Source organism: Faecalibacterium hominis (ex Afrizal et al. 2022), from assembly GCF_049545105.1.
GTDB classification, from domain to species: domain Bacteria; phylum Bacillota; class Clostridia; order Oscillospirales; family Ruminococcaceae; genus Faecalibacterium; species Faecalibacterium duncaniae.
The window spans coordinates 941080-966030 of the sequence record NZ_CP186860.1 but is presented as its reverse complement, the minus strand read 5'-3'; the positions used below and the strand labels follow the sequence as shown (position 1 = coordinate 966030).

Sequence of the window (24951 nt, the reverse complement as noted above, 5' to 3'; positions counted from 1 at the left end):
TATGAGATACGGTATATTAACATATCACCAGATTCCAAACTATGGGGCTGTCTTACAAGCATATGCTTTGTGTGCGGCGATAAGGAAACTTGGGTATGATTGTGAAATTATCGATTACCAGTGCGAGAATATTGTAAAACGCGAACTGTCGATTCCGCAATATTCAAATCCTATCAAACGGGCAGCGTATCAATGCTTTATTTGGCCGCACCAAAAAAGAAAAACTAAGGAATGTGTTGACTTTCTGCAAAAATTCTATAGCAGACAGCATTATACAAAGGACACGATTGGGGAGGCTGATCGTCAATATGATGTCTTTATTTCAGGTTCGGACATGATCTGGAATCTTGATGTAAATGGTGGGGATATGTCTTACTTCCTTGATTTTGTGGATGCGCCCCATAAGCGTTTATCCTTTGCATCCTCTGTTGGCGATGTGTGGAGTGAAGAACAATGCTCTAAAATTGAAGAGGCTTTGAAACATTATCAATGGATCAGCGTAAGAGAATCTGATACCTGTGAAAAAATTAGGAACCAGTTTGGTCTTCCCTGCGAAGTGGTTTGCGATCCGACAATGCTTCTCGAGGCTTCTGAATGGTCCAAGTTTACTTTTTCGGTTCCGGAAAATAACTACGTGCTCGTATATTTTCCGTATGATGAAATTCTCACAGCAGCAAGAAAATATGCAAAAAAGGAAGGGAAAAAACTTATTATTTTAGGAACGACATATCCATGGAAATCGAATGACTATAAAACAATTTATTCTCCGCAGGAATGGATGTCCTATATCAAATACGCCGATGCCGTTTTTACTGATTCTTACCACGGTCTTCTTTTTTCGCTTTACTTTAATCGGCCCGTGTGGACAAATAATAAAAACAATAGACTGGCAATGTTGCTGAAAGAACTGGAAATTGAAAAATGCTATATCGAAGAAGATCCACTTTTTCAGTATACGATCAATTATGAAATATGTAATAAAAAAATATGGAAAAAGAGAACTGCATCGATAAAGTTTCTGCAAAAAGAGTTGGGGGAGACAAAAAGTAATGCACGTTGAAACAAATTCACAGAAATGTTGTGGCTGCACAGCTTGTATGGCCATCTGTCCAACACAAGCTATAAAGATGCAAAGCGACTCTGAGGGATTTCTCTGTCCACAGGTATCTCACGATATTTGTGTGGAGTGCGGCATGTGTGTCAAAGTTTGTCCCACTGCCGCAAAGCCGACCATGCATACTAAACAGATAGAGGTGCCTATGCAGGCATATGCGGTAAAGTGGCAAGATGTGGCACGAGTCAGTTCTGCATCAGGTGCATTTTTCCCGGCTGTTGCAAAATATGTGCTTGAAACAAAAAACGGATGGGTATGTGGTTGCGTATTGAGAGAAGACACTCTGATGCCAGAACATATTGTCAGCAATACGTGGGCTGATGTCCAACGTATGCAAGACTCCAAGTATGTTCAGAGTGATATGAAAAGTTGCTACAAGAAAATTGAAGAGCTGCTTAAAACAGGTCAAACAATTCTTTTTACTGGGACTTCTTGCCAAGTTTCCGGGTTGTATTCATTCTTGGATTGTAAAAAAATTAGCACGGAACGTTTGCTGACAATCGATTTCTTTTGCCACGGCGTTCCTTCTCCGAAAATATGGAGAGACTATTTGCGTTTTTACGAGGAGAAGAAACATCGAAAGCCAATTGCATATCGCTTCCGAAGCAAGCGATATGGATGGGGTAGCTCGAGCAGAGGCTCGAGCTACCTGAATAGTATTACTTATAAAAATACTATTCAGGTGGCTCATCAAGATAATGTGTCTTGGGCATCTAGAATGTGGCGTACAGTTTTCTTTTCTAATTTATGCATCCGAAACTACTGTCATAGCTGTCCCTACGCAACGATTAACAAGCCTGCCGACTTTACTATGGGCGATTTTTGGGGAATTGAGAAATTTCATCCCGAATTTGATGATGGAAAAGGATGCTCCGTAGTGATTGCAAGAACGAAGAAGGCGCAATCCACAATGTCTGAGGTTGAGTGGCTTACAAGCGAAAAAGTAACCCTAGATGAGGCTATACAAAAACAGGCAAATGCGTTTGCACCAAGTACGGCAAACCAGCATAGGGCTGACTTTTGGGATGACTATGGAAAATATGGATTCGAGTATTGTGCAAAAAAGTATTTTCTCTATACAACAAAAGATCGTGTAAAGGCAATTATAAAGAGAGTGCTATTTGCACTCAAAATACGAGATATTTACTGATTTCTAAGAATAGTGCATATAACCGAAAACACTCTGTTGTGCATGGTGTCATGATAGTTTATGCAAAGCTTGTGCTCGGTGGTGCGGCAGAAAGGCGAGAAGTGGTTTCAAGACGCAGTAGCACAAATATTGGACCGAAACACAGAAAGCAAGAATGACAGTTTTGCTGCGATGTATAATCGAAAGAATACACTATTGCAAATGATAGAGCGACTGATGATGTGATAGCATGATTTATGCGGAAATGATATTTTAACATGAGAAAAATTTTAGTTCGATTTGATGATATTTGCCCAACGATGGATTGGAATCAGTGGAATCGTGCGATGAAAATTTTGAAGCTGTATCACGTGAAACCGCTGATAGGTGTAATTCCGGACTGCCAGGATCCAGATTTATTAATTGATCTACCGCGGAGGGATTTTTGGGATTATCTTAAGGCGTTACAGGCTGATGGCTTTGCAATTGCGATGCACGGATATCTTCATTTGTATGACACGAATGCGCAGGGAATTGTAAATGGTACATCCCTTTCAGAGTTTGCTGGACACAGTTATGAGGAACAGTATGAAAAAATCCGGAAGGGGAAAGAAATACTGGCTTCTCATGGAATTCAAACAGATATTTTCTTTGCGCCAGCACATTCCTATGATGAAAATACTTTAAGAGCACTATCCGCAAATGGCTTTAAATACGTTTCAGACGGAAAAAGCAGTAAGCCATTTGTTCGTGAAGGAATTATATGTATTCCGTGTCGATCAGGTGGGTGCCCTCGAATTAGAAAATATGGATGTTATACGGCGGTATTTCACGCGCATGAATGGAAACGACCAGATAAGAAAGATTGCTATGATCAGCTGAAAACTTTATGCGAAGAATATTCTGAGGAAATTGTAGATTTTAAAGAATATGCAAAACAAAAGACTGGAATTCCGTTTGTGGAATATATGGATGAAAAAATGTATATTTTCTATGAAAATAAGATAAAGGCAGCATTGCGCCCAATGGTTCATGTGATTAAATCAGTGTTAAGAAATATAAAAGAAAAAAATCAAAGGCTGGCTTGATAAATGGGTGTGTAAGAGAGCTTATATCACTGCCAATGGTCAATCCAAAAGTTTAAAAGGAGTTGTTTATATGCAGAGTAATGTTGTTTTCATTACCGGTTCCTCCGGTTTCATCGGTTCCAACTTGGCAAAACGTATCCTGACTACCGAGCCGGATACCAAGGTCATCGGTCTGGACAACATGAACGATTATTATGACGTTCGTATCAAGGAAGCTCGTCTCGCAGAGCTTCAGAAGTTCGAGAACTACACCTTTATCAAGGGCAATCTTGCGGACAAGGCAATGATCGATAGCATTTTTGAGCAGCATCACCCGGATATTGTGGTCAATCTGGGTGCCCAGGCTGGTGTGCGCTACTCCATCACCAACCCGGATGCCTACATCGAGAGCAACATGATTGGCTTTTACAACATTCTGGAAGCCTGCCGTCATTATCCGGTGGAGCATCTGGTGTATGCATCTTCCAGCTCCGTCTATGGCAGCAACAAAAAGGTGCCGTACAGCACGGATGATAAAGTGGACAACCCGGTTTCTCTGTACGCAGCGACCAAAAAGTCCAACGAACTGATGGCCCATGCTTACAGCAAGCTCTACAACATTCCGTCCACGGGACTGCGCTTCTTCACAGTGTATGGCCCAGCCGGTCGGCCAGATATGGCTTATTTTGGTTTTACAAACAAGCTGGTGAATGGAGAAACCATCAAGATTTTCAACTACGGAAACTGCAAGCGGGACTTTACCTATGTGGACGATATCGTAGAAGGCGTTGTCCGTGTGATGGCAAAGGCTCCGGAAAAGAAGAACGGCGAGGATGGCTTGCCCATTCCGCCCTATGCAGTCTACAACATCGGCAACTCTAATCCGGAAAACTTGCTGGATTTTGTGCAGATTCTGTCCGAGGAACTGGTGCGTGCTGGTGTGTTGCCTGCGGACTATAATTTTGAGGCTCACAAGGAGCTGGTTCCCATGCAGCCCGGTGACGTGCCTGTGACCTTTGCTGACACTGAGCCGCTGGAGCGTGATTTTGGCTTTAAGCCTCATACTCCGCTGCGCGATGGCCTGCGGAAGTTTGCTGAGTGGTATAAAAAGTTCTATATGGAATAAAGCGGTGGGAGGAATTATATGCGCTGCGAGGAAAGATTCTACGAAATATATGGAAAAGATCCCATGGGCATCAGCTTTTGCCCCTATCGGATTTGCCCTATTGGTGCCCATAGTGATCACAACTTAGGAAAGATCACAGGACTTGCGATTGATAAAGGAATCCATATTGCATACAAGCCCAAGATGAATGGTGTTATTGAAATGTGCAGTCTTCAATTCCCGAAACGTGCCCAGTGGCATATCCGGGAGATTGGCGAAAAAACTGGTGACTGGGCGGACTACCTGCGAGGAGCGACTTGGGCGTTGAGCAATCGGTTTCCGCTGACAGTTGGTCTCTGTGGAGTGATAGAGGGTTCTTTGCCTATCGGAGGGCTTTCTTCCTCTGCGGCTGTGATCCTGTCTTTTTTGGAGGCGCTATGCCAGGTCAATGGAATCAAGCTGAGTTCTTCAGCGCTGATCAGCATTGCGTTCGAGGCAGAAAAAAAATATGTGGGTGTTAATGTAGGAACCCTGGATCAGAGCTGTGAGGTTCTGAGCAAAAAAGACCACTTGCTATATCTGGACTGTAAGGATAACAGCTACGAGCTGATTCCCACGAATCCCAACATGAAACCTTACAAGATTGCGGTATTTTTCAGCGGTTTGGAGCACAGCTTGGCTAGCTCTAAATACAATATGCGAGTGGATGAGTTGCGTTCAGGCATTTACGCCTTGCAGGCTTTTGCGGGTCTTGACTACGGAAAGTTCAATGAAGCTAACGCCCGGGATGTTTCGTATGAGATCTACCAGACCTATAAAGATAAGCTGCCGGTGCAATGGGCAAAACGTTGTGAACATTGGTATACCGAGTTCAAGCGTGTGGAAGCTGGTGCGGAAGCATGGCGGCGAGGCGATTTGGAGGAGTATGGACGCCTGTCCTTTGAATCTGGCTGGAGCAGCATCCACAACTGGGAGTCCGGTGCGCCGGAGCAGATCAAACTCTACGAGATTATGAGGGAGACCGCTGGCATTTACGGTGGGCGCTTCAGTGGTGCTGGCTTTAAGGGGTGCTGTATGGCGTTGATCGATCCCAATAAGGCAGATGACATCCGGGAAGAAGTGGAACGAAAGTATCTCACTGCATTCCCGGAGATGTGTGGTAAGTACAGTTTCCATCTGTGCGAGAGTGCGGACGGCGTAGGGCATAAGACGGAGGACTAATATGAAGTGCTTGATTTTGGCCGCGGGATACGCAACCCGCCTGTATCCATTGACCGAAAACTTTCCCAAACCCTTGCTGAAGGTAGGGGATAAGACCATATTGGACTGGCTGGTGGATGACATTGACACCGCTGGTCTGGTGAATACTTATGTGGTCATCAGCAATCACAAGTATGCCCATCATTTTGAGGACTGGGCGGCTACTAAGAAGCAAAATATTCAGGTGGTGGACGATGGAACCAGCAGCAATGAGACCCGGCTTGGTGCTGTGTGTGACGTGCAATTTGCCATTGACCAGCTGGGGCTGGATGATGACCTGCTGGTGATCGCCGGCGACAATGTGCTGGATTTCTCTCTTTCCAAATTTGTGGCTTATTCCCAACAGAAGAAAACCTCCTGTATAATGCGCTATTATGAACCAGAGGAAAAGAAGCTCATAAAGTGCGGTGTGGTGGAACTCGACGATCAGGACAAGATCCTTTCCATGGAAGAAAAGCCTGCCCAGCCCAAGAGCCACTGGTGCTGCCCTCCCTTCTATGTGTACACTCGGGCAGATGCCAGAAAGGTCAAAGATGCAATTGCACAGAAGAAGTGCGGTACCGATGCTCCGGGCAGCTTTATTACATGGTTGTGCACAGTAACGGATGTGCATGCTATGGAGATGCCGGGCAAGCGGTATGACATTGGCAATCTGGAAAGCTATCAGCAGGTTCAACAGGAGTATCAGGGAATCAAGGCATAAAAGACAACACAGTGAGATTCTGTGGCTAGAATATAAGTTGAAATTATTAGATTTGAATTGATACTAGAGGGCTTCAGATGATTACTATTGATGAGGCGGCAAAGAAGTGGAGCTGCAGCAAAAATACGGTTTTGTCTTATGTTTATAAAAGATATATTACTGGCATGTGTGTAGATGGCGAGACGCTGCTGTTACCCGATATTGAAAAGCCTTATATTCCGCGCAAACGTATCGACGGCAGTTTGGATTATTACAGGGCACTCTTGCGAACAATTCAGAGAGAACGGTTTATTGATGAGCATATATTAGGCATATCCAAAGAAAAGTTTAATGCATACATAGAAGAACTCGAAAGTGCGGGATATATAAAAAAGTGGAGCCGGATGTAGGAATATCGGGACATATTTTGACGGCAAAGGGAAACGATGAACTAAACAGGAAAAGAGAAATATCAATTATAAAAGAGTTGAGTCTCCAGCCTCAGATTGGTTTAATAAATGTTCAAAATTCGTTCAGTGGATCTGTTGTATAAGATAAGATCGTTATCCCTGTGAAAGGGAAACTGAGAAAATGTCGGCAAGCGGCGTGAGCGCGGACGAGATCCTTGCAAAGCTGAAGCGACTTGAAAATTTCTAACGCAATAGTTGACAGAGATATCTACGCGGCAAACCTACTAAAGCGCGTCAAAAGCAGAAGTAGAAGATATAAACAAATATTATTTGTTGCCGGGTGCAGTTGAGCACCCCCTTCACATTGCTTGAATCAAATTATATTTTTATTCCACCAAATGCACCTCTTGCGAACATAAAAAACGAGTGTTATACTGAAGCCATCAAAAAACATTGGAGGTGTCCCATATGCCCCGTCCCAAAGGTAGCAAGAACAAGCCCAAGACCGTAAAAACAACCGTTGACTTTGCTGCGCAGATTGCTGAAAAGCAGTCCGCAAAGGAGGCTGCTGCCGCCGAAATTGCATCGATCGCTGCGAATATTGACACTCTGAAAGCAGACCTGAAAACCAAGAAAGCCGAGCTGAAAACTATCGACAAAGAAATCGCCAGAATTGAAGCTAAAAAGGTCAAAGCCGAAACCAAAGCTGCCGAAGCTGCTAAGAAGGTTGAAGCTGAGGATGTGCTGAAGAAACTGCTGGCATCCGGTATGACGGCAGATGAGATCCTCGCAAAGCTGAAATAAATATTTTAGAGCCGTGTGAATCAGTCGGAGCGTAGAGCTAAAGTTCTGGCAGTTCACGCGGTTTTCTTATATAAATGGTAATTGATGTGACTCGGAATGAATAGAATTGTTCTATATCAAACATAAACGGCTACATTTCCCACACCATGGCTCAAAATCACGTCCGGAGAAATTTCAGTTAATCAGCAGGAACATGTTGGCAATCTAGCTGTCATAGAGCTTCTGAGGAGAGTGCTTGGGAGAGCTGCTGCCCCGGCGGAAGCCGTAGGCCTCAGGCGCTCGAACCGTGGAATGTTGTAAAAATATACGTTAGAATTTGAAAAATGCAGGCCAGAAGTGAAACAAATCAAATCCTTGCAAATGACGCTGAAACGTGATATAATTTTGGTGCGAACAAACCGCTTTTGGTACGACAACGGTATGTTCTGGTACTGTAACTGTTGTTACAAAACTGTGAAGAACTACTTGGAAAAGTGCAAAAATTCAGCGCAGCTGCGACGACACCTATCAGGTTCAGGTCGTGTCCTGGTACGACAACGAGAACTCCTACACCTCTCAGATGGTCCGTACCATTAAGTACTTCGCTGAGAACTGCTGATTGAAGTTCTTCCCGGGCTGAATAAAGCTTGACTGCGCCCTTTCTCTTGTGTGATGCGAGAGAAAGGGCGCTTTTTGCTGACCATTTTGGGTGCGATAAGGCGCTTTCGTAAAATGGCATGATCCATTCGCAGTGATCCGACAAAAGCAGTGCTGCATTCGACCTCCATCTATTGCAACCCTTCTCCCGATATGATAAAATGGTAAAAATAAATGGAGACAACGAAACAGTATGATTACGAAACGTGAAAAACTGCAGTATGGATACCTGTTTCTGATTGATCTGCTCTCTCTGGTTCTCAGCATTGGGCTGGCGTGGGGGCTGACCGCAGGTGTCCTGCACAAGATGGGGGACTTCCAGCTGGACGATCTGGTAGAGGCCTGTTTCTTGTTGCTGCTGGCCTATATTCTGACCTTTTTTACATTTGATCAGAGCGAGAATATCGTGAACCGCACTCCGATCCGTGAAGTTGAGATTGCGGTGCGGTTCAATTTTTTGCTGACCCTCATTGATGCGGCCTGTCTGGCGCTGACCAAGGCTCCCATGCTGCACTCCCGCTATTTTCTGGTGTTTGTGCCCGTCATCGATGTCTTTGTGATGACGGGCGCTCATGCTGTCCTCAAAAAGATGCTGGTGCGCTCCCGCTATACCAAGGGAATCCAGAGTCTTGTGGGGGTGGTGACCACGCAGGAAAACGCAAGCCCTATTCTGGAAGAACTGAAAAAGGACTGGTCCAAGCGTGTGACCGGCCTTGCCATTCTGGAAGCTGCCCCGGAGCAGCTTTACACTGAGATCGATGGGGTGAAGATCGAGGCCAACTTCGATAATTTCATGGACTGGCTGCGGCAGGCAGCGCTGGATGAAGTGTATCTGGATATTGCGCAGGAGAGCGAGGAAAATATGCTGCCCTACCTCGAGGAGATGGAGAGCATGGGTCTGACGGTCCATTTCCGCCTGCCGGTGCTGGACCGGATCGAAAAAGCCTGCTGCGATGAGACCAGTGCGGTGCGCATCAGCCGGGAACTGAGCCGCTGTGCGGGCGGCAATGTTGTGACGATGGGCACGGTGGAACTCAAGCTGCGGGATCAGGTGCTGAAACGGACCATGGATATCGTAGGTGGCATCGTGGGGTGTATCATCAGCATCCCCATCATTGCGTTGGTGGCCATTCCGCTCAAGCTGGAAAGCCCCGGCCCGCTGATCTTCAAGCAGCGCCGGGTGGGCCGGAATGGACGTGTGTTCTACATCCACAAGCTGCGCAGCATGTATGTGGACGCGGAGGCACGCAAAAAGGAGCTGATGGCCCAGAACGAAATGAACGGCCTGATGTTCAAGATGGAAGATGACCCCCGGATCACCCGGGTGGGCCGCTTCATCCGGCGCACCAGCATCGATGAGCTGCCGCAGTTTTTTGACGTTGTGCGGGGCTCCATGAGCCTGGTGGGTACCCGCCCGCCCACGCTGGATGAGTACCGGCAGTACGAGAGCCATCACAAGCGCCGCCTTTCCATGAAGCCGGGAATTACCGGCCTGTGGCAGGTAAGCGGCCGCAGCGATATTGATGATTTTGAAGAAGTGGTCAAGCTGGATGTCCAGTACATCGACAACTGGTCCATCTGGATGGATATCTACCTGCTGTTCAGGACGGTGGGCGTTGTGTTTGACCGGAAAGGGGCAAAATGAATTATATTCTTTTTGGTGGGTCCGGTTTTATCGGCACCCATCTCATTCATTTGCTGCTGAGGGAATGCGTCAGACCCGGCGACGTGATCTACGACCTGGATCTTGTGATGCCCGGGGAAGAGGGCGTGGTGCCGGGCGTTGTGGAAAAGAACGATGGGGTGCAGTATATCCGGCTGGATGTGCGCAAGCCTATCGATTTTGAGTTCGTTCCGACTCCGGAGGATGTGATCTTTGATCTGGCAGCGGTCCACCGCACCCCCGGCCACCCGGAAGAAGCTTATTTTGAAACAAATATCCGGGGCGCGGAAAATGTGACCGCATTTGCGGAAAAATACGGCATCCGGAAGATCCTGTTCACCAGCTCCATTGCACCCTATGGCGCGTCTGAGGACCTTAAGACGGAGGAGACTCTGCCAACTCCCAACACGCCGTATGGAATCAGCAAGCTGGTGGCAGAAAAGATCCACCAGATCTGGCAGGCCCGTGATCCGGCCCGGGAGCTGACTATCGTGCGGCCAGGCATCGTTTATGGCAAAGGGGAGCACGGCAACATGACCCGCCTGTACAGGGGGCAGAAGAAGGGCTACTTTTTTTATGCCGGCCGGAAGGACACCATCAAGGCGTGCATCTACGTCAAGGAGCTGGTGCGCTTCTTCAAGTACCGGATGCTGGATCATTCCTTCCCCGGAGCAGAGATCTATAACTGTACCTACGAGCCGGCCTATACCATTGAAGAGATCTGCGATGCAATGCAGAAGGCGACCGGCCTGCACCGCCATGTGCCGTTGGTGCCCGCCGGACTGCTGCTGTTTGCGGCGGGCATTCTGGGACCCATCGGGGGCAAAAAGGTGGGCATCCATCCCGCCCGTGTCCGGAAACTGATGGTATCCACCAATGTCTGCGGCAGGAAGCTGGCCGCCACCGATTACAAGTTCCACTATACGCTGGAGGAGAGCTTCCGGGATTGGTTCGAGGATTGTGACCGCAAGGAGCTGGTATGACCATGGAGCAGAATGCACAGCCCATCCGTGTGGCCCAGATGATGACGGATATGAACTACGGCGGTGTGGAGATGGTGGTGATGAACTACTACCGCCACATGGACCGTTCCAGAGTTCAGTTTGATTTTTTCGCGCTGGAAGGCTCGACCCTGCCCCAGCGGGAAGAGATCGAACGGCTGGGGGGCCGGGTGTATGTGGTGCCAAAATATACCCACCTGCCGCAGTATGAACGGGAAATCGGGCGGCTGTTCCGTCAGAACGGGTACCAGATCGTTCACTCCCACATGAACACCCTGAGCGTGCTTTCCCTCTGGGGGGCAAAGCGTGCAGGGGTGCCCAACCGGATCGCGCATAACCATTCTACGGTGGGCAGGGGAGAAGGGGCAAAAAATGTGATGAAGTACCTGCTCCGTCCCTTTGCCACAGTGTATCCCACCCGGCTCTGTGCCTGCTCCAGAACGGCAGGCAGCTGGCTTTATGGTGAAAAGCCTTTCCGTGTGTTCAACAATGCCATTGAGCTCGACCGCTTTACTTATGATGCCGCCAAACGGAAAGCCGTCCGGCAGGAGCTTGGCCTGGAGGATGAACTGGTGCTGGGCCATGTCGGGCGGTTCTGCTATGCCAAAAATCACGAATTTCTGCTGGATGTAATGGCAGAGGTCTGCAAGCAACGGCCGGATGCCGTTTTACTGCTGATCGGAGAAGGGGAAAACGAGGCCACTGCCCGCCGGAAAGCGGAGGCGCTGGGGCTGCAAAGGAATGTCCGCTTTCTGGGCCGACAGAGCGATCCCGCAAAGTTTTATCAGGCCATGGATGCCTTTGTTCTGCCCTCGCGGTATGAGGGGCTTGGAATCGTGCTGATCGAAGCACAGGCGGCGGCACTGCCGATCATCTGTTCCACAGAGGTGCCGCAGGAGGCTCAGGTCCTGCCCGAGATGCAGTACCTGAGCTTGCAGGAAAGCCCGGCAGTCTGGGCGGATGCGGCGATCCGGGCTGCAGAAAATGGCCGGCGGCGGGATACCTCTGCCGAGATGCGGGCAGGCGGCTTTGATATCGTCACCGAAGCGAAGAAGCTGGAAGAGTTTTACTTCGACCTGCTGAAATGAGGAGATAAGATGGACTCTTTGGTAAGCATCATCGTTCCTGTTTATAATGTAAAGCCATATCTGAACCGCTGTGTGAACAGCTTGCTGGGGCAGAGCTATCAGAACATGGAGCTGCTGCTGGTGGACGACGGCTCCACCGATGGCAGCGAGACCCTCTGTGATGAATATGCTGCACAGGATGCCCGGGTGCGGGTGCTCCACAAGAAAAATGGTGGTCTGTCCGATGCCCGCAACGCTGGTGTGGACGCAGCAAAGGGGGAATATCTCTCTTTTGTGGATGGCGATGACTGGGTGTCACCTTATTACATCGAGAACCTGTACCGGGCACTGGAGCAGGCGGGAGCGGATTTTTCAGCCAGCTGTTTTGAAGAGGTGTTCGAGGGCCAGCCGGTGCAGTCCGTGCCCACAGAGCGTCTGGAAGCATTCGAGATCCTGAGTCGGGAGGAATGCCTGCGCCGCATCCTGTATCAGGAGGGCATGGAGGTGACCACCCCCACCAAGCTCTATAAGCGTGCACTGTTTGAGGGCGTGCGCTACCCGGTGGGCAAGCTCTATGAGGATATTCCGGTCGCCTACGAGGTGACAAAGCGTGCCCATAAGGCGGCACATATCGCAAACCGGGATTACTATTATTTCCAGCGGGGCAGCAGCATCCAGAATATGGCCTTCAACCCCAGAAAGCTGGATAGTGTGCGGCACTGCCACGCGCTGATGGAAAATGTGAAGCGTGATTTCCCCCAGTTGAGCCGTGCGGCAGAATGCCGCTATCTGAGCAATGTCTGCAATATTCTGTTCCAGATCCGGGACAGGCAGCATGAAAAAATAGAGAAGGCTCTCTGGCAGGAAGTGAAAAAATACCGCCGGAACGTTCTGCTGGATCCGCAGGCCCGCAAAAAGGCCCGGCTGGCGGCGGTGCTTTCCTACAGCGGCTATGCCATGACCCGACGGGTTTATGAAAAAACGCAGTGGCGTGGAAAAAAGTAAAGTGGAGGGATCCGGTTGGAGGAAAGAAAACCGCTTGTATCGGTCATTGTGCCGGTCTATAATGTTTATCCGTATCTGCGGGACTGTGTGCAGAGCGTGCAGGCGCAGAGTTACCAGAACTGGGAGCTGCTTTTGGTAGATGACGGCTCCACCGATGGCAGCGGAGAGCTTTGTGATGAACTGGCTGTGGAGGATGGCCGCATCCGGGTGTTCCATAAGCCCAATGGGGGGCAGTCTGATGCCCGGAACGTTGGGTTGCAACAGACGCAGGGAAAATATTTTTACCTGCTGGACAGCGATGACCTGATCCGCTCCACGGCCCTTGCCCAGTTCGTGGAGCATTGTGAGGCAGATGGTGCTGACGCGGCCCTTACCCCGCTGGAGATGTTCTCGACAGAGCAGCCGGAGGGGCGGACGGAAAATCCGCACCAGATCCCAGAGCTGCTGAACCGGGAAGAGACCATGCGCCGGATGCTGCTGCACCAGGGCATCGGGCATGGGGCAGGCGGCGTTTTCTTCCGGCGGGAGGTTTGGGGAGATCTGCAGTTTCCTGTGGGCATTCTGTACGAGGACTATGCGGTGATGTACCGGGCCATTGCCCGCTGTGCAAAAGTGGAAGTGTTTCCGGAACCGATGTACGATTACCGCATCCATACCGGTTCGACCATGAAGAGCGGCATTGCCGAGAAGAATTTGGTCATTCTGGATGTGGGCGAGGATGTGACCCATTTTATTGCAGAAACGGTTCCAATGCTGAAAGCAGAAGCGGAATATCTGCAGCTGGTTACATACCTGAAGACACTGAAGGGCATTCTGGATGGCGATTTTGCCAGCTATCCGGAGGCTCAGGCACGGATCTGCCGCTTTGTGCAGGAACACCGGGCGCTTGCCCGGCGGCCCTGGGCCAAAAGAGCAGACCGGATCAAGGTGGAAACACTTTTGATCAGCAAGCGGCTGTTTTATGCCGTTTATGGGCTGGGAGAATGGAAAAATAAACACACAGTCGAAAAATAAAATGGAGAAGTTATGCTGATTTATCTGGGGGCTTTTGCGGTTTCTGTGGGCATTGCCGCCTATGGCGAGCACCTGCGGACGAAGAAAAACAACGAGAAGGGCTTTTATCTCTGCCTGGCGCTGGCGGTGCTGGTGATGGCGGTATTGGCAGGCTTGCGGGACCCGTCCATTGGCACGGACAGCGTGGTGTATGAGGGATGGGTGGCGGATGCAAAGCTGCAGGATGGTTTGCTGGCCTGCATCCGGCAGCGGCACAAAACAGAGCCGCTGTTTATGACGCTGGTCTATCTGGCGGCACATGTTTTTGGTGATGTCCATTGGCTCTACTTTATGGTGGACCTGCTGGCCTGCGGCCTGTTTATGATCGGGCTGGTGCAGTATAAGGAGTATGTCTCCGTGCCCTATGGCTGGCTGGCTTACCTCTGCCTGTATTATGGCGATACTTATAATGCCGAGCGGCAGTCTGTGGCGCTGGGTGTGGCATTTTTGGCGTTCAGCTTTGCGTGGAAGAAAAAGTATCACTGGGCGGTCCTACTGCTGGCGGTTTCCTGCCTGTTCCACAATGCCACCTTTATCTCGTTTGGTGCGCTGCTGATCTATATCCTGCTTCAGCATTTCGACAACTGGTGGGTCAAGGGTGGCCTGGCGGCATTTTCGGTTTACCTTGCCTTCTTCAGCAAGGCTGTGGTCAGGCTGGCCCTGAATGTTGATTTCATTGATCGACTTTACGGATATTATTATGATGCCAATGCGGGCGGCTTCACGCTGAATCCCATCATTGTGCGTCTGCCCTTCCTGATCCTGCCCATTGTGCTGTACCGCTGGTACGCCAAAGAAGAAGGGACGGGCCATCGCCGCTTTACCCGCTCGGATGCCGATTTCTGGATCGTGATGATCCTGATCGAGATGGCAACGGCCCAGCTGCGCAACATCAATGTGCCGCTCTACCGCATCTGCCTGTATTTTGCGTTCTTCCGTTATCTCGCCATTGGCCGTGTGGTCAAGTGCGTGGAGGATGAGCGTCTGCGCAAGCTGCTGAAGGCTGCCATGTGGGGAATGCTGGTCATCATCTGGATCTATCAGGCGTATATTCAGGGCAACAATGCCATTTGCCCGTACACCTCGGAGATCCTCCACATCGGCAGAGAAACATTCTTCTGAGGGAACTGAACATGGAGACAGAGCTGATCAGTGTCATTGTTCCAGTCTACAATGTGGAGCGATATCTCCGCCGCTGCGTGGACAGCATCCTGCACCAGACCTATCGGAATCTTGAGGTCCTGCTGGTGGATGATGGTTCCACCGATGCCAGCGGAGCCATCTGCGACGAATATGCTGCACAGGAAGAACGTGTAACGGCAGTCCACCAGAAAAACGGGGGACTCTCTGCAGCACGCAACACAGGGCTCGAACTGGCACAGGGAACATATCTCTGCTTTGTGGACAGTGATGACTTTCTGGACAGCCGGATGCTGGAAACGCTTTGCCGTGACCTGCAGGAACAGGATGCGGACGTGGCTGTGGTGGGCTTCCGAACGTTTGAACGGGAGGAAGAGCTTGCCCCAGCTGAACTCACCGTACCGGTGCAGTGTATGACAGGCCGGGAGGCCATCCGCAGCACCCTTGTCTCGGATGAGCTGGGGGATTTTGCCTGGAACAAGCTCTACAAGCGGGAGCTGTTCCGGGAGGTGCGCTATCCGCTGGGGCGGATGATGGAAGATCAGGGCACGACATATCGCATTTTTCGGCAGTGCAGCAAGGTCGCGTACCGCCCGGTGCCGCTGTATTATTACTATCAGCGCCCGGACAGCATCCTTCACCGCAGGAACATGAAGTTCTACGAGGATAAGCTGGATATGGGCTATCAGAAATATCGGGCCATCAAGGAAGCGTACCCGGGAATGTCAGAAAATGATGCCGCCATGTTGAGCGTGGTGGAGCACTGCTATCCGTATCTGATGCAGGACACGGTGCGCCGCGCAAAGATGGAGGCCTTTCTGCAGGAGTGTGACCCGGCGGCAGCAAAGCTGCTCTGCACCAGCAGCCAGCGGAAGTATCAGCTGCTCAGATGCAGCCGGAGGCTGTATGCAAAACTGTTCCTGCTGAAAAACGGCCCGGCGGCAAAATAAGGGAGGATAATTTGTGCTGAACGATACCGTCAGTATCATTGTGCCGATTTATAACAAGGAAAAGTATCTGGAAAAATGTCTGGACAGCATCCTTGGTCAGACCTATCGGGATCTGGAGATCATTCTGGTGGATGATGGGTCAACAGACAACTCCCTTGCCATCTGCCAGCGTTACGCGGAAAAAGATCTGCGGATCAAGATATACCACAAGCCAAACGGAGGTGTTTCCTCTGCGCGAAATCTGGGATTGGAAAAAAGTACAGGCACGCTGATTTCTTTTGCTGATCCGGATGATTCACTCCACGCCGAGTGCATAGAACGGCTCAAAAGAGTGCTGGATGAGACCGGTGCGGAGATTGCTTATTGCTACGGTCTGGATCTTCTGGGCACGACCGGGCGAACGCAGACGAAGAGCGATGAGACGGAGAGAGTCAGTGTTATGCCGGTCAGAGGATATGACTGGAACAGCCGGAAGGCACATACAGTGTGCTGGGGTGCGCTTTACCGCCGTGCGGTCACACAAGATGTTGTGTTCGATACTGACTTAAAAATTGGTGAGGATACGCTGTTTCTTGCAAAATGTATCCGAAAGGCAGAAAAAATTGCCTGCATCGACAAGGCGCTTTACTATTACTATGTCAATGATGACTCGGTGACGAGCGGGCATTATTCGGCAGGAAAACTGACAGAGCTGAAGGCATGGCGGCGTATCTGTGAAGTGTTTGCAGATGAACCGTTCGTGTATCGGTCTGCACGGGCCGGATATGCGCTCCGGTGCAGAGAAATTGTGGTGAAATACTGCAAGGATGATGCTTTTATGGAGCAGGCGTGTGCCGAAGCGGAACGGGAGTTTAAGAGAAATGCCGGCCCCCTTCTGCTAGGCTGGCTTCGTGCAGGGCAGTATCGGTATTTTATAAAAACGTTGTATTCGTATCTGCTCTGGAACAGCTGGCTGAAAAAGAAACAGGCCAGAAAAACTTACGAAGTGGAGATCTGAATGAAAAAATCCCTCAGTCTGAATGCAGCAATGAGTGCGTTCAAGACACTGATGAATATTATCTTCCCGCTCATCACATTCCCCTACGCTTCCAATGTTCTTCAGGTGGAAAACCTGGGCAAGGTGAACTTTGCAAGCTCCGTCTGCGGGTATTTTCTGCTGTTTGCAGGCCTTGGCATCTCCTCCTATGCGGTGCGTGAGGGTTCCCGCTATGTGAATGACCGGGAAAAACTGTCGGCTTTTGCCTCGGAGATGTTCTCCATCAACATGATCTCCACGGCCCTGACCTATGCGGCATTGGCGGTGACGATGCTTTTCTGGACAAAGCTCCATGCCTATACCGACCTGATGCTGGTGCTGAGTTTACAAATCTTCTTTACGACCATCGGCACCGAATGGGTGTTCACGATCTTTGAGGAGTATACCTATATCACCATCCGGGGTCTGCTGTTTCAGGTGCTGTCCATTTTCATGCTGTTTGCCTTCGTCAAGACCCGGGATGACTACTGCATCTATGCGGGCATCACGGTATTTGCGGCGGTAGGTGCCAATGTGCTCAATTTTTTCCGGGCCCGGCGGTACTGCACCATCCGGCTGACAAGAAAGATCGACTGGAAAAAGCACCTCAAGCCCATCCTCATCATCTTTGCATCCACGCTGGCAACGACCCTTTATGTCAGCTCGGATACCACGATTCTGGGCATTCTGGGAACAGATTACAATGTAGGTATTTACTCGGTGGCGGGTAAGATCTATGGCATTGTAAAGAACCTGCTTTCGGCGGTGCTGGTGGTGTCTATCCCGCGGCTGTCCCATTATGCGGGCGTGGGGGACAAGGCAAACTTCAACAAGCTGTTCAACAATATCTTCAACGCGCTCATCGTGGTGGTGGCTCCGGCTGTGGTGGGACTGTTTGCCCTCAGCCGGGAGGTTGTCCTCTTTATTTCCGGGGAAAGCTATCTGGACGCGGTGATGCCCCTGCAGATCCTGAGCCTTGCCCTGATCGTCTGTCTGTTTGGCTGGCTGTACAATTCCTGCGCGCTTCTGCCCTGCGGAAGAGAAAAGGAACTGTTCTGGATCACGCTGGTCAGCGGTCTGCTGAACGTGGGGCTGAACATCCTGCTCATCCCGCGGTTCCGGGAGAATGCGGCAGCCTTTACCACCCTGCTGGCAGAGCTGTGCTCCATGATGCTCTGTATCCGCTGCTCCAGGGGCCTGGTCACGGTCTCAGCTGACCGGCGCACCGTTGGCTCGGTGCTCTGCGGCTGTGCGGGTATCGTTCTTGTCTGTACCGGGGTCAAGGCACTGGCTCTGCCCAATCTCATCTGCATTCTGGCGGCAGTGCTGGGCTCAGTGGCAGCATACGCGGTCATCCTGCTGGGCATGAAAAATCCGCTGGTGCTGGAATATCTGGAAAAAGCGAAGCAGAAGTTCCGGAAAATATCCTGAATGGACAGGACCCGCTGCGGGGGCGAACACTCTCTGCGGCGGGTCTTTTTCCGAAAAAACGGCGCTTTTTGGTGCGTTCCGGCAAAATCACCACATTTCTTTGCTTCTGCAACAAATGTTTGTTAATAAATTATCCATCCCCCATCCTTGCAATACACACGCTTTTTGTTTATAATAAGGATGTACGGGGAAGTTCGCAGTGCGCGGCCCCCGATGAAGAGCAAAATTCGATTCCGAACGAAAAGAATTTGAGAGGAGTTTGTTACCATGGGTTTAGGTAAGAAAACGATCGACGATCAGAATTACTGCGGCAAGAAGGTCCTTGTCCGCTGCGATTTCAATGTCCCGATGAAGGACGGCGTGATCACCAACGAGAACCGCATCAATGCGGCTCTGCCCACCATCCAGAAGCTGGTCAACGATGGTGCTAAGGTCATCCTGTGCAGCCACCTGGGCAAACCCAAGAACGGCCCCGAGGCAAAGTTCAGCCTGGCACCCGTTGCTGTGGCTCTGAGCGCAAAGCTGGGCAAGACCGTTGTGTTCGCTGATGACGATAACGTTGTGGGCGAGAACGCAAAGGCTGCTGTTGCCGCAATGAACAACGGCGATGTCGTTCTGCTGCAGAACACCCGTTTCCGCAAGGAAGAGACCAAGAACATGCCTGAGTTCAGCCAGGAGCTGGCTTCTCTGGCAGATGCATACGTTGATGATGCATTCGGCAGCTGCCACCGTGCACACTGCTCCACCGCAGGTGTCACCGACTACATCAAGGATACCGCTGTCGGTTACCTGATGGAGAAGGAGATCAAGTACCTGGGCAACGCAGTCAACGATCCCGTCCGTCCCTTCACCGCCATCCTGGGCGGCGCTAAGGTCGCCGATAAGCTGAACGTCATCTCCAATCTGCTGGAGAAGGTCGATACCCTGATCATCGGCGGCGGCATGGCTTACACCTTCGTCAAGGCACAGGGCTACGAGGTCGGCAAGAGCCTGTGCGACGATACCAAGCTGGATTACTGCAAGGAAATGATGGCCAAGGCCAAGGAGAAGGGCGTGAAGCTGCTGCTGCCCGTGGATGCAGCCTGCATCAAGGACTTCCCCGATCCCATCGACGCTCCCGTGGATGTCACTGTGGTGCCTGTCACTGCCATCCCTGCTGACATGGAGGGCTGCGACATCGGCCCCGAGACCATGAAGCTGTTTGCCGATGCTGTCAAGGCATCCAAGACCGTGGTGTGGAACGGCCCCATGGGCGTGTTCGAGAACCCCACCCTGGCAGCCGGCACTCTGGCTGTTGCCAAGGCTATGGCTGAGAGCGATGCTACCACCGTGATCGGCGGCGGCGACAGCGCAGCAGCTGTGCAGCAGATGGGCCTGGGCGACAAGATGACCCACATCTCTACCGGCGGCGGCGCTTCTCTGGAGTATCTGGAGGGCAAGGAGCTGCCTGGTATCGCTGTGATCCAGAACGCATAAGCATCTGAACCAGCATCACTGAGGTGCGGCGGCATATACGCCGCCGCACTTTTTATTTTGGGTAATAAGATCTCTCAGGCTTGCCGACGCTCGCCAGCTCCCATCCGGGAGGCAGGAGATGTCGTTTATCCTGCCTCTCCTGCCGGGAGAGGCGGCACCGAAGGCAGCGGGGAGGTATTTTGTGATAAGGAGATCGTTAGAATGGATAAGGCAAAGCGTAAGGCAATCATTGCAGGCAACTGGAAGATGAACAAGACCGCCACTGAGGCAGCCAAGCTGGTGGACGAGCTGATCCCCGCCGTCAAGGATGCTTCCTGTGAGGTCGTTATCTGCACCCCCTACACCGATCTGGTCACCGCTGTGGAAAAGACCAAGGGCACCAACATCCATGTGGGTGCTGAGAATGTCCACTTTGAGAAGTCCGGTGCGTTCACCGGCGAGATCAGCGCCGATATGCTGGTGGATCTGGGTGTGGAGTACGTCATCGTCGGCCACTCCGAGCGCCGCCAGTACTTTGCAGAGACCGACCAGACCGTGAACAAGCGCGCTCTGGCTGCCCTGAATGCGGGCCTGAAGGTCATCATCTGCGTGGGCGAGAGCCTGCAGCAGCGCGAGGAGGGCGTGACCGAGGAGCTGGTGCGGATGCAGACCAAGATCGCCCTGCGCGACGTGACCGCCGAGCAGATGGCAAATGTGGTCATTGCCTACGAGCCCATCTGGGCCATCGGCACCGGCAAGACCGCGACCGCTGACCAGGCCGAGGAGGTCTGCGCTCAGATCCGCAAGGTCATTGGCGAAGTGTACGGCGAGGCTGTGGCCGAGGCTGTCACGGTCCAGTACGGCGGCAGCATGAACGCCAAGAACTGCGAGGAGCTGCTGAGCAAGAAGGATGTGGACGGCGGCCTGATCGGCGGCGCATCTCTGAAGGCTCCTGATTTTGCTGTTATCGTCAATGCCGCTTCCAACGGCTGAGAAAGCCCTCTGACCTGTTTTCCCAGCGCCCGGCTGCGCCGTTTTTCCAGCGCTGTGCCGGGCGCTATTTGTTCTAAATCAAAGGAGATTCAACGTTATGTCCAAGAAACCTGTACTTCTGTGCATCATGGATGGCTTTGGCTGGGTGCCCAACGAGACCTACGGCAATGCCGTGGTCGCCGCAAAGACCCCCCATCTGGATGCCCTGATGGAAAAATATCCCATGACCACCATCGAGGCCTCCGGCATGGCTGTCGGCCTGCCCGATGGTCAGATGGGCAACTCTGAGGTGGGCCACACCAACATGGGCGCTGGCCGCATCGTTTACCAGCAGCTGACCCTCATCACCAAGTCCATCCGGGATGGTGAGATGTTCAAGAACCCCGTGCTGGTCAAGAACATGAAGGCTGCCATTGAGGCAGGCAAGGCCATCCACCTGATGGGCCTGGTGGGCACCGGCGGTGTCCACAGCCACGCTGACCACTGGTTCGGCGTGCTGGAAATGGCAAAGCACATGGGCGCAAAGGAAGTCTACCTGCACTGCATCACCGATGGTCGTGATACCGACCCCCACGCCGGCAAGGGCTTCCTGGCTGACCTGCAGGCCAAGCTGGACGAGCTGGGCGTTGGCAAGATCGCCAGCGTTTCCGGCCGTTACTACGCCATGGACCGCGACAACAACTGGGACCGCGAGGAGAAGGCTTATGCCGCATTCGTCTACGGTGAGGGCAACCACGCTGCCAACGCTGCCGAGGCCATTGAGGCATCCTATGCTGCCGATAAGACCGACGAGTTCGTTCTGCCCTGCGTCACCTGTGAGGGCGGCCGCGTGCAGGATGGCGATACCGTCATCTTTATGAACTTCCGCCCCGACCGTGCCCGCCAGATGACCCGCATCTTCTGCGATGACGACTTCAAGGGCTTTGAGCGCCGCGGCGGCCGCAAGCAGGTCAACTATGTCTGCATGGCCGAGTACGATGCCACCATGCCCAACTGCGAGGTCGCCTATCCTCCCGTGGAGCTGAAGAACGTTCTGGGCCAGTACCTGTCTGAGAACGGCAAGACCCAGCTGCGCATTGCCGAGACCGAGAAGTACGCTCACGTCACCTTCTTCTTCAACGGCGGTGTGGAGGCTCCCTACGAGGGTGAGGACCGCTGCGTCATCCCCAGCCCGAAGGTTGCTACCTACGACCTGCAGCCTGAGATGAGCGCCCCTGAGGTGGCTGCTGAGTGCGTCAAGCGCATCGAGAGCGGCAAGTACGATGTGGTCATCCTGAACTTTGCCAACTGCGACATGGTCGGCCACACCGGCGTGTTCGATGCCGCTGTCAAGGCCGTTGAGGCTGTGGATACCGCTGTGGATCAGGTGGTCACCGCTGTGCTGAACGCAGGCGGCTGCGCCTTTATCACGGCTGACCACGGCAATGCCGAGAAGATGATGAACCCGGACGGCACTCCCTTCACCGCCCACACCACCAACGTGGTGCCTTTTGTGGCCGTTGGCTGCGGCGATGTGAAGCTGCGCGAGGGCGGCTGCCTGGCAGATATCGCCCCCACCATGCTGCCCTATATCGGCCTGCCTGTCCCCGCTGAGATGACCGGCAAGAGCATCATCGTGGAGTAAGCACTCCGCAAATCGCTTTCCTGAAACGCAAAAAGACCTCCCCGTGCAGGTGCTGCCTGCATGGGGAGGTCTTTTGCTGTATCGCTTAGTAGTGCAGCTGGTCAGCGGTCAGTGCTTTCAGCACCGGCAGCATGGCAGCTGCCTCGGCCTTGGCGGCGGGCAGATCCATATCGCGGTAGTTGCCGCATTCCACCTCGCTGGCACCGGGGATATCCCCCTCAAAGGCGGCCATGAAGCGGAAGGAATCCACGGTCAGCGCCAATGCCTGTGCCGGAGTCAGCCCGCGGGTGAGCAGGTAGAAGCCGGTGCGGCAGCCCATGGGGCCAACGTAGATCACGCCGTCCTTCACCGCGCTGTTGCGGGCGTAGGTGGCAAACAGGTGCTCCAGCGTGTGGGCGGCACCGGTGGTCAGGTAATCGCCCTGGTTGGGCTTCTTCATCCGGATGTCCCAGGTCAGCACATCACCGTCCTGGCGGCTCAGGTACATGCCCCGGTCCAGTTTGGTGTGATCGACACAGAAGCTTGCAATGCGTTCCATGATGTTCTCCTTCAGGATCAGGCCTGCAGGCGCTGGACACTGCCGTGGGCACAATCCACAGCGATATCCAGGCCATCGCGGATGTGGCTGCAGGCACCTGCAGCACCCACGATGGTGGGCTTGAGCAGGGAGTTGCCCACGATGGCAGCGTGGCTGTTCAGGCCGGGCTCCTCGACCACCAGAGCGGCGGCATCGCGGACATAGCCCAGCATCTCGTTGGTGGTGGAGGGAACGACCAGCACCATGCCGGGGCGGAACTTTGCCTTGACCTCCTCCAGAGTGCGGCAGACGCAGGCCTTGCCGCTGGCGGAGACCAGATCGGTCTTGCCGCGGCCCACACCTACACCGGTGGCCAGGCAGTTGCCCACCATGTGGATCTTGATCATGTTGGTGGTACCGGAAACGCCCACGGGCACGCCTGCGGTCACAACGGCCAGCTCGCCGTTGTGCAGGTAGCCGTTCTTCTCGGCCAGAGCGGTGGACATCTCGATCAGCTCATCGGTGCTGTGGGCGGGGCCCATCAGCAGGGAAGTGATGCCCCAGCTCAGGGAGAGCTGACGCTGCACCTGCTCGTCCATGACGCAGGCAATGATGGGCTGTTTGGGGCGGTACTTGCTCAGCAGGCGGGCGGTGTTGCCGGATTCGGACACGGTGACGATGGCGGCAGCGTTCACGTCCTTGGCGGTCAGGCAGGCAGCATGAGCGGTTGCATCGCTGACGCTGATCTGGATCTCGGCGTGGCGCTGGGGGCGGTAGTGCTCCTCGTTCTCGGTGCGCTCTGCAATGGCGGACATGGTCTTGAGGGCCTCCACGGGGTAGTCACCGGCAGCGGTCTCACCAGACAGCATGATGGCGGAGGTGCCATCGTAGATGGCATTTGCCACGTCGGAGATCTCAGCACGGGTGGGGCGGGGGTTGACCATCATGCTGTCCAGCATCTGGGTGGCGGTGACGATGGGCTTGCCGAAGGAGAAGGAGCGGTCGATGATGTCCTTCTGGATGCCGGGCAGCTCGGTGAAGTCGATCTCAACGCCCAGGTCACCACGGGCCACCATGACGGCATCGGCTGCGGAGAGGATGCTGTCGATGTTGTTCACACCCTCGCGGTTCTCGATTTTGGCAATGATGCGGATGTTGGAATCGTACTCATTCAGCAGGTTGCGGATGTCGTACACATCCTGTGCGGTGCGCACAAAGGAAGCGGCGATGAAGTCAAAGCCGTTCTGCACGCCAAAGATGATGTCCTCACGGTCCTTCTGGCTCAGGTAGGGCATGGACAGATGCACGCCGGGCACATTGACACCCTTTTTGGTCTTGATCTTGCCGCTGTTCAGCACGGTGCAGATGATGTCGGTGTCGGTGACCTGCTCAATGTGCAGCATGATCAGGCCGTCGTCCAGCATGATGGTGCCGCCGGGCTGCACGTCCTGGGGCAGATCCTTGTAAGTGACGGAGCAGATCTCCTTGGTGCCCTCCACCTCGCGGGTGGTCAGGGTAAAGGTCTGGCCGGCTTCCAGCATCTCCACACCGTTCTTGAACTCCTTCAGGCGGATCTCGGGGCCCTTGGTGTCCAGCAGGGCGGCAACGGGCTTGCCCAGCTCCTCACGCAGAGCTTTCAGCTTTGCCAGACGGCCGCCGTGCTCCTCGTAGGAACCGTGGGAGAAGTTGAAACGGGCCACGTTCATGCCGTTTGCGATCAGGTCGCGCAGGACATCGCCCTTATCGGTAGAAGGGCCCAGGGTGCAGATGATCTTCGTTTTTCTCATAAAATACCTCCAACGTTCACGCTATATATCTTGACGCAGCAGC

The 24951-nt window shown here is 52.7% G+C and carries 22 protein-coding genes; 20 read left to right on the top strand and 2 right to left on the bottom strand.

Translation table 11 applies throughout. The features are described from left to right. The first annotated feature begins 1 nt into the window (after position 1). The 20 genes from ACKXGA_RS04625 to gpmI all read left to right on the top strand — a co-directional run bounded on the left by ACKXGA_RS04625 (position 2) and on the right by gpmI (position 22604). Positions 2-1060, top strand: a complete 1059-nt coding sequence (locus ACKXGA_RS04625) for a polysaccharide pyruvyl transferase family protein (RefSeq protein ID WP_117476026.1) — start codon at positions 2-4, stop codon at positions 1058-1060. Beyond that, the gene (locus tag ACKXGA_RS04620) at positions 1050-2264 is read left to right on the top strand and encodes a Coenzyme F420 hydrogenase/dehydrogenase, beta subunit C-terminal domain (RefSeq protein ID WP_117476027.1); all 1215 of its coding nucleotides are present in this window, start codon (positions 1050-1052) and stop codon (positions 2262-2264) included. Before ACKXGA_RS04625 ends, ACKXGA_RS04620 begins: the two co-directional genes overlap by 11 nt. Positions 2265-2521: 257 nt before the next feature. Then, positions 2522-3331: a DUF2334 domain-containing protein gene (locus ACKXGA_RS04615; protein WP_117476028.1), complete on the top strand. Its 810-nt coding sequence runs from the start codon at positions 2522-2524 to the stop codon at positions 3329-3331. A gap of 70 nt (positions 3332-3401) precedes the next feature. Continuing rightward, positions 3402-4436, top strand: coding sequence for an NAD-dependent epimerase/dehydratase family protein (locus tag ACKXGA_RS04610; protein WP_117476029.1), 1035 nt, complete (start codon positions 3402-3404; stop codon positions 4434-4436). A gap of 18 nt (positions 4437-4454) precedes the next feature. Further along, entirely contained in the window at positions 4455-5636 is a 1182-nt protein-coding gene (locus ACKXGA_RS04605) for a galactokinase family protein (protein WP_117476030.1), read from the top strand. 1 nt (position 5637) lies between these two features. Further along, on the top strand, positions 5638-6378 hold the full coding sequence (locus tag ACKXGA_RS04600) for a sugar phosphate nucleotidyltransferase (RefSeq protein ID WP_117476031.1): 741 nt from the start codon (positions 5638-5640) through the stop codon (positions 6376-6378). Between the two features lie 77 nt (positions 6379-6455). After that, positions 6456-6767 (top strand): hypothetical protein, encoded by a 312-nt coding sequence (locus ACKXGA_RS04595; protein WP_117476032.1) that lies wholly within the window; start codon positions 6456-6458, stop codon positions 6765-6767. A 468-nt stretch (positions 6768-7235) separates the two neighbouring features. Then, the gene (locus tag ACKXGA_RS04590; protein WP_117476033.1) at positions 7236-7571 is read left to right on the top strand and encodes a hypothetical protein; all 336 of its coding nucleotides are present in this window, start codon (positions 7236-7238) and stop codon (positions 7569-7571) included. An 829-nt stretch (positions 7572-8400) separates the two neighbouring features. Beyond that, entirely contained in the window at positions 8401-9852 is a 1452-nt protein-coding gene (locus ACKXGA_RS04585) for a sugar transferase (RefSeq protein ID WP_117476034.1), read from the top strand. Beyond that, the gene (locus ACKXGA_RS04580) at positions 9849-10853 is read left to right on the top strand and encodes an NAD-dependent epimerase/dehydratase family protein (protein ID WP_117476035.1); all 1005 of its coding nucleotides are present in this window, start codon (positions 9849-9851) and stop codon (positions 10851-10853) included. The genes ACKXGA_RS04585 and ACKXGA_RS04580 overlap by 4 nt, the downstream gene beginning before the upstream one ends. A gap of 2 nt (positions 10854-10855) precedes the next feature. Then, positions 10856-11959 (top strand): glycosyltransferase family 1 protein, encoded by a 1104-nt coding sequence (locus ACKXGA_RS04575; protein ID WP_181967100.1) that lies wholly within the window; start codon positions 10856-10858, stop codon positions 11957-11959. Between the two features lie 9 nt (positions 11960-11968). Further along, complete coding sequence (locus tag ACKXGA_RS04570) at positions 11969-12943, top strand: glycosyltransferase family 2 protein (protein WP_423730189.1); 975 nt, start codon at positions 11969-11971, stop codon at positions 12941-12943. Between the two features lie 15 nt (positions 12944-12958). After that, a complete protein-coding gene (locus tag ACKXGA_RS04565; protein ID WP_423730188.1) occupies positions 12959-13957 on the top strand; it encodes a glycosyltransferase family 2 protein in 999 nt (332 codons plus the stop codon). Between the two features lie 12 nt (positions 13958-13969). Next, positions 13970-15118 (top strand): EpsG family protein, encoded by a 1149-nt coding sequence (locus ACKXGA_RS04560; RefSeq protein WP_423730187.1) that lies wholly within the window; start codon positions 13970-13972, stop codon positions 15116-15118. Between the two features lie 11 nt (positions 15119-15129). Beyond that, positions 15130-16086, top strand: coding sequence for a glycosyltransferase family 2 protein (locus tag ACKXGA_RS04555; RefSeq protein ID WP_423730186.1), 957 nt, complete (start codon positions 15130-15132; stop codon positions 16084-16086). A gap of 13 nt (positions 16087-16099) precedes the next feature. After that, positions 16100-17083, top strand: coding sequence for a glycosyltransferase family 2 protein (locus ACKXGA_RS04550; RefSeq protein ID WP_423730185.1), 984 nt, complete (start codon positions 16100-16102; stop codon positions 17081-17083). Beyond that, complete coding sequence (locus tag ACKXGA_RS04545; protein ID WP_373098636.1) at positions 17084-18532, top strand: flippase; 1449 nt, start codon at positions 17084-17086, stop codon at positions 18530-18532. A gap of 267 nt (positions 18533-18799) precedes the next feature. After that, on the top strand, positions 18800-20008 hold the full coding sequence (locus tag ACKXGA_RS04540; protein WP_097773591.1) for a phosphoglycerate kinase: 1209 nt from the start codon (positions 18800-18802) through the stop codon (positions 20006-20008). A 201-nt stretch (positions 20009-20209) separates the two neighbouring features. After that, positions 20210-20980: a triose-phosphate isomerase gene (gene tpiA / locus ACKXGA_RS04535; RefSeq protein WP_005931061.1), complete on the top strand. Its 771-nt coding sequence runs from the start codon at positions 20210-20212 to the stop codon at positions 20978-20980. A 97-nt stretch (positions 20981-21077) separates the two neighbouring features. Continuing rightward, positions 21078-22604, top strand: coding sequence for a 2,3-bisphosphoglycerate-independent phosphoglycerate mutase (gene gpmI, locus ACKXGA_RS04530; RefSeq protein WP_423730184.1), 1527 nt, complete (start codon positions 21078-21080; stop codon positions 22602-22604). An 85-nt stretch (positions 22605-22689) separates the two neighbouring features. Here the strand turns inward: gpmI and ACKXGA_RS04525 are convergent, their stop codons facing one another. Then, a complete protein-coding gene (locus tag ACKXGA_RS04525; RefSeq protein WP_423730183.1) occupies positions 22690-23142 on the bottom strand; it encodes an S-ribosylhomocysteine lyase in 453 nt (150 codons plus the stop codon). 17 nt (positions 23143-23159) lie between these two features. Next, the gene (pyk, locus tag ACKXGA_RS04520; RefSeq protein WP_097770350.1) at positions 23160-24908 is read right to left on the bottom strand and encodes a pyruvate kinase; all 1749 of its coding nucleotides are present in this window, start codon (positions 24906-24908) and stop codon (positions 23160-23162) included. Positions 24909-24951: the final 43 nt, after the last annotated feature.

What these genes read in the sequence shown, in the direction of transcription:
- ACKXGA_RS04625 (WP_117476026.1), top strand. Translation starts at nt 2, where the DNA reads ATGAGATACGGTATATTAACATATCACCAGATTCCAAACTATGGGGCT.
- ACKXGA_RS04620 (WP_117476027.1), top strand. Translation starts at nt 1,050, where the DNA reads ATGCACGTTGAAACAAATTCACAGAAATGTTGTGGCTGCACAGCTTGT.
- ACKXGA_RS04615 (WP_117476028.1), top strand. Translation starts at nt 2,522, where the DNA reads ATGAGAAAAATTTTAGTTCGATTTGATGATATTTGCCCAACGATGGAT.
- ACKXGA_RS04610 (WP_117476029.1), top strand. Translation starts at nt 3,402, where the DNA reads ATGCAGAGTAATGTTGTTTTCATTACCGGTTCCTCCGGTTTCATCGGT.
- ACKXGA_RS04605 (WP_117476030.1), top strand. Translation starts at nt 4,455, where the DNA reads ATGCGCTGCGAGGAAAGATTCTACGAAATATATGGAAAAGATCCCATG.
- ACKXGA_RS04600 (WP_117476031.1), top strand. Translation starts at nt 5,638, where the DNA reads ATGAAGTGCTTGATTTTGGCCGCGGGATACGCAACCCGCCTGTATCCA.
- ACKXGA_RS04595 (WP_117476032.1), top strand. Translation starts at nt 6,456, where the DNA reads ATGATTACTATTGATGAGGCGGCAAAGAAGTGGAGCTGCAGCAAAAAT.
- ACKXGA_RS04590 (WP_117476033.1), top strand. Translation starts at nt 7,236, where the DNA reads ATGCCCCGTCCCAAAGGTAGCAAGAACAAGCCCAAGACCGTAAAAACA.
- ACKXGA_RS04585 (WP_117476034.1), top strand. Translation starts at nt 8,401, where the DNA reads ATGATTACGAAACGTGAAAAACTGCAGTATGGATACCTGTTTCTGATT.
- ACKXGA_RS04580 (WP_117476035.1), top strand. Translation starts at nt 9,849, where the DNA reads ATGAATTATATTCTTTTTGGTGGGTCCGGTTTTATCGGCACCCATCTC.
- ACKXGA_RS04575 (WP_181967100.1), top strand. Translation starts at nt 10,856, where the DNA reads ATGGAGCAGAATGCACAGCCCATCCGTGTGGCCCAGATGATGACGGAT.
- ACKXGA_RS04570 (WP_423730189.1), top strand. Translation starts at nt 11,969, where the DNA reads ATGGACTCTTTGGTAAGCATCATCGTTCCTGTTTATAATGTAAAGCCA.
- ACKXGA_RS04560 (WP_423730187.1), top strand. Translation starts at nt 13,970, where the DNA reads ATGCTGATTTATCTGGGGGCTTTTGCGGTTTCTGTGGGCATTGCCGCC.
- ACKXGA_RS04555 (WP_423730186.1), top strand. Translation starts at nt 15,130, where the DNA reads ATGGAGACAGAGCTGATCAGTGTCATTGTTCCAGTCTACAATGTGGAG.
- ACKXGA_RS04545 (WP_373098636.1), top strand. Translation starts at nt 17,084, where the DNA reads ATGAAAAAATCCCTCAGTCTGAATGCAGCAATGAGTGCGTTCAAGACA.
- ACKXGA_RS04540 (WP_097773591.1), top strand. Translation starts at nt 18,800, where the DNA reads ATGGGTTTAGGTAAGAAAACGATCGACGATCAGAATTACTGCGGCAAG.
- tpiA (WP_005931061.1), top strand. Translation starts at nt 20,210, where the DNA reads ATGGATAAGGCAAAGCGTAAGGCAATCATTGCAGGCAACTGGAAGATG.
- gpmI (WP_423730184.1), top strand. Translation starts at nt 21,078, where the DNA reads ATGTCCAAGAAACCTGTACTTCTGTGCATCATGGATGGCTTTGGCTGG.
- ACKXGA_RS04525 (WP_423730183.1), bottom strand. Translation starts at nt 23,142, where the DNA reads ATGGAACGCATTGCAAGCTTCTGTGTCGATCACACCAAACTGGACCGG.
- pyk (WP_097770350.1), bottom strand. Translation starts at nt 24,908, where the DNA reads ATGAGAAAAACGAAGATCATCTGCACCCTGGGCCCTTCTACCGATAAG.